Raw genomic sequence first — 3,885 nt, 5'->3', positions numbered from 1 at the left:
AAGCAACTTGCAATGGTAACGCCTAAGTTTATAGATTGAATATGCGATAAAAATAACAACATAACCACAGCACATACAAGCAATGCGCTTAATACACTTAAACTAAAAGCAATATGTATACATCGAGAACGCTTTAAAAGAGCGCGCAGCTCTGTAGCGAGTGATTTATTAAAGTCCTCGTCAGTACTTACTTTTAATCTGCGTTCTAACTGACGTGCCCTATCGGTAATACGTGCCAAACGATTAGATAAAACACCTAAAGTAGCGGCAATACCCGTGATCAAGAATACTGGGGCAACAGCTGTTTGAATTACTTTAGCCATAGTTAAAATATTTATTACTTCGTTATTCATTCCTACCCTTAATCAGTTGAGCTTGAAAATGACTTATATATCTACAGAGTACCTGATGTAGGCTTATTAAGAAAAGAGGAATTACGTTGATTTACTTTACATAGCTTCACAAAGTAAATCACAACACAGGTTATTTTTAGGTATATTTAATTACTTAATAAAAAATAAAAAAACAACAAGGACTTTGACTGATGAAACGTACTCCATTCGCACTTGCTGCATTATCGCTAGCTATTTTAAGTGGCTGTAATCAAGCCCCTAAAGAAACCAAAAAAAATAATACACAAGTTAAAACGGTTCAAGTAGCCCAAGCTATTGCCCCTGTTGCAAAAAAAGTGCCTCATGAGATGACTATTCATGGTGACACACGTGTAGATAATTACTATTGGTTACGTGATGACGAACGTAAAGCGCCAGAGGTGATTAACTATTTAGAAGCTGAAAATACATACACAGATGCAATGCTTGCACATACTAAAACGCTGCAAAGTGAATTGTTTGAAGAGCTAAAAGGGCGTATTCAAAAAGACGATGATTCAGTCCCAGTTAAAAACGGTGATTATTTTTACTCAACGCAAACACGTGGCGATAACGAGTACACTACTTACTTACGCAGCAGCGATTTTGCAGGTACGGATCAGCAAGTTATTTTAGATGTAAATGAGCTTGCGAAAGGCCATGATTATTATGCAGTAAGTGGCTTAAATGTAAGTCCGAATGGCAATTTAATGGCTTATGGCGAAGATACTGTTAGCCGTCGTATTTATAGTATAAAAATAAAAGATTTAACAACCGGTAAATTACTCGAAGATACACTTGAGGGCACCAACGGCGGTATAGTTTGGGCAAACGATAATAAAACGGTTTACTACATTAAAAAAGATTTACAAACTCTACTAGGTTACCAAGTTTATCGTCATACATTAGGTACACCACAAGCTGATGATGAGCTAATTTACGAAGAAACAGACACCAGTTACTACATGGGTATGAGTAAAAGCAAAGATGAGTCAGAAATTTATATTTGGCACAGCAGCACAGCAGCATCAGGCGTATCGGTACTAAGTGCTGATGATGCTAAAGCAATGCCTAAACGCTTAATTGAGCGCGAAGCAGGGCTTGAATATGAAATTTCGAAGTTAGGAAATACTTACTACATTGTAACTAACTTAGATGCTGTAAATTTTCAGCTGATGAAAGTGGATATTGATAAAGCTGGTGACAAAGCAAATTGGCAAAGTGTGATCCCAGCGCGCGATGATATTAAGCTCGAAGGCATTGATTTATTTAATGACTACTTAGTTTACCAAGAGCGTGAAATGGGCCAATCAAAGTTGATTGCTCGTCATTTAAAAACAGGTAAAGAGTTGCCACTGAGCTTTAACGATAGCGCTTATACAATTGGTACTTATGGCAATAACGATATAGATAGCAGCACGTTACGTGTTTACTACACAAGCATGACCACTCCAGGTTCATCGTACGATGTAGATTTAGCGACTGGCGATAAAAAACTACTTAAACAGCAAGCTGTATTAGGTGATTTTGATGCTGATAATTACGCCTCAGAGCGTATTTTTGTAACAGCACGTGATGGCATAAAAGTACCGGTAAGCTTAGTTTACCGTAAAGACTCGTTTAAAAAAGATGGTACTAACCCGCTACTGCAATACGGTTACGGCTCTTATGGCGCAACCATGGACCCTACTTTTTCAAGCACGCGTTTGAGTTTACTTGACCGTGGCTTTGTATTTGCAATTGCCCATGTACGTGGCTCGCAAATGCTAGGTCGTCCTTGGTACGAAGACGGCAAGCTACTCACTAAAAAGAATACGTTTAATGACTTTGTTGATGTAACTAAAGCATTGGTTTCTCAAAAGTATGGCGCAAAAGATGAAATATTTGCGTTAGGTGGCAGTGCTGGTGGCTTATTAATGGGCGCAGTAGCAAACCAAGCACCTGAACTTTATAAAGGCATGGTTGCAGCGGTACCGTTTGTAGATGTAGTAACCACGATGCTTGATGCGAGTATTCCGCTTACAACAAATGAATACGGCGAGTGGGGTAATCCGAACGAAAAAGCGTACTACGATTACATGCTGTCTTATTCGCCATACGACCAAGTATCTAAGCAAGCATATCCTAATATGCTAGTGACGACTGGCTTGCACGATTCGCAAGTTCAATACTTTGAGCCTGCAAAATGGGTTGCTAAGCTGCGTGACTATAAAACTGATGATAATAAGTTACTGTTTAAAATAGATATGGAAGCAGGGCACGGTGGTGCATCGGGTCGCTTTAAACGCTTAGAAGATACCGCGCTAAACTATGCATTTATGCTTGATTTAGCGGGTATTAAAAAGTAATTAATCTTTATATTTAAATAGATTTAACTCAATAAGGTGCTTTTTAAGAAAGCACCTTTTTTTTGTGGTAAATTAAAGCTAAACATAGTGCCTTTACCAATTTCACTTTGTACGTAAATTTCACTATCCATCAGTTTTAATAACCCTCTGCAAATGGCCAATCCTAAACCACCTTGCTGGCGCCCCTCTTTATTAGAATTACTTGCTTGGTAGTGCGGGTCAAAAATAGCATTCAGCTCATCTTCTTTTATGCCTACGCCCGTGTCTGATACATGCACAAATAGTTGATTATCGTCACTGCGTTTTACATGTACTGCAATGCTGCCACCGCGAGGGGTGTGCCTAATTGCATTGTCAATTAAGTTACTTAACACGCGCTCTAATTTAGCTATATCGGCAACCACAGGAAAATCACAAATCGCAGGTTCTACTGACAAACTAATGCCTTTTTTATCAACGGCTAAACTAAATTTTGCCATGCAATCGTAAATGAGTTCACCTAAATTAAAGGTTTCTTTGTTTATACTTATTTCGCCATTTTCTAAGTGAGCAAGCTCAAATATTTGCTCTATGAGTAGCTTTAATTGCCCGCAATTATTAAGCGATACCTGCAAGTATTCTTGCTGCTCTTGTTTACTTAGTTGTTCACCCGACTGATTTAATACTTCTAAAAACCCCTGCAAGGAGGCAAGTGGTGTACGTAGGTCGTGCGAGAGATGAGTTAGCAACTCTTTGCGTTGTTTATCGCCTTGTTCAAGCGCTTTAAACTGCTCGTTAATACGCGTTAGCATGGCTTGAATACTTCGCCCTAAACTATGAACTTCGTTACTTTTTTGCGTTGAGTAATTACTTAGCTTGGTGTCGGTAAGGCTGTAGTTAGCTGCTTCAATATTACTAACATCGCGGGCTAAGCGCTGAATTGGGTTGGTAAAAAAGCGTAGCAAAATTAGCATCGCAATAAATAAAAATGCGAGTGCAGAGCCAAGCCATAAAGCGGCTAGCCATAACTTATCATTATTTTTTACAGTACTTAGTGAGGTGTCGTAAGCCTCACCACCAATAATTACATATAAATAGCCTTGTAGCTTATCTTGATTAAATACTGGCGCGGCTGAAAATATTTTTTGTTGCTCTTTATTACGAGGATTATCACCATAAATAGGGGC

General features: G+C 38.7%; 3 protein-coding genes. 1 reads left to right on the top strand and 2 read right to left on the bottom strand.

Annotation, left to right across the window (positions count from 1 at the left end):
• A partial coding sequence (locus H5072_RS13845) for a DUF2721 domain-containing protein (RefSeq protein WP_182693848.1) occupies nucleotides 1-353 on the bottom strand: 353 nt, incomplete at its 3' end.
• Nucleotides 354-544: 191 nt separating this feature from the next.
• Between H5072_RS13845 and H5072_RS13840 the strand changes: the two genes are divergently transcribed.
• Entirely contained in the window at nucleotides 545-2,719 is a 2,175-nt protein-coding gene (locus H5072_RS13840) for a S9 family peptidase (protein ID WP_182693847.1), read from the top strand.
• Between the two features lie 23 nt (nucleotides 2,720-2,742).
• Here H5072_RS13840 and H5072_RS13835 read toward each other — a convergent pair.
• Nucleotides 2,743-3,885, bottom strand: a 1,143-nt coding sequence (locus H5072_RS13835) for a cell wall metabolism sensor histidine kinase WalK (RefSeq protein WP_182693846.1), incomplete at its 5' end; no start/stop codon positions are given.

Source organism: Pseudoalteromonas sp. SR45-5 (genome assembly GCF_014163565.1).
Classification (GTDB): Bacteria; Pseudomonadota; Gammaproteobacteria; order Enterobacterales; family Alteromonadaceae; genus Pseudoalteromonas; species Pseudoalteromonas distincta.
This window is presented reverse-complemented; position numbering and strand designations above follow the sequence as displayed.

Bases quoted from the DNA above. Each gene is read 5' to 3' on its own strand.
- H5072_RS13840 (WP_182693847.1), top strand. From the start codon at position 545: ATGAAACGTACTCCATTCGCACTTGCTGCATTATCGCTAGCTATTTTA.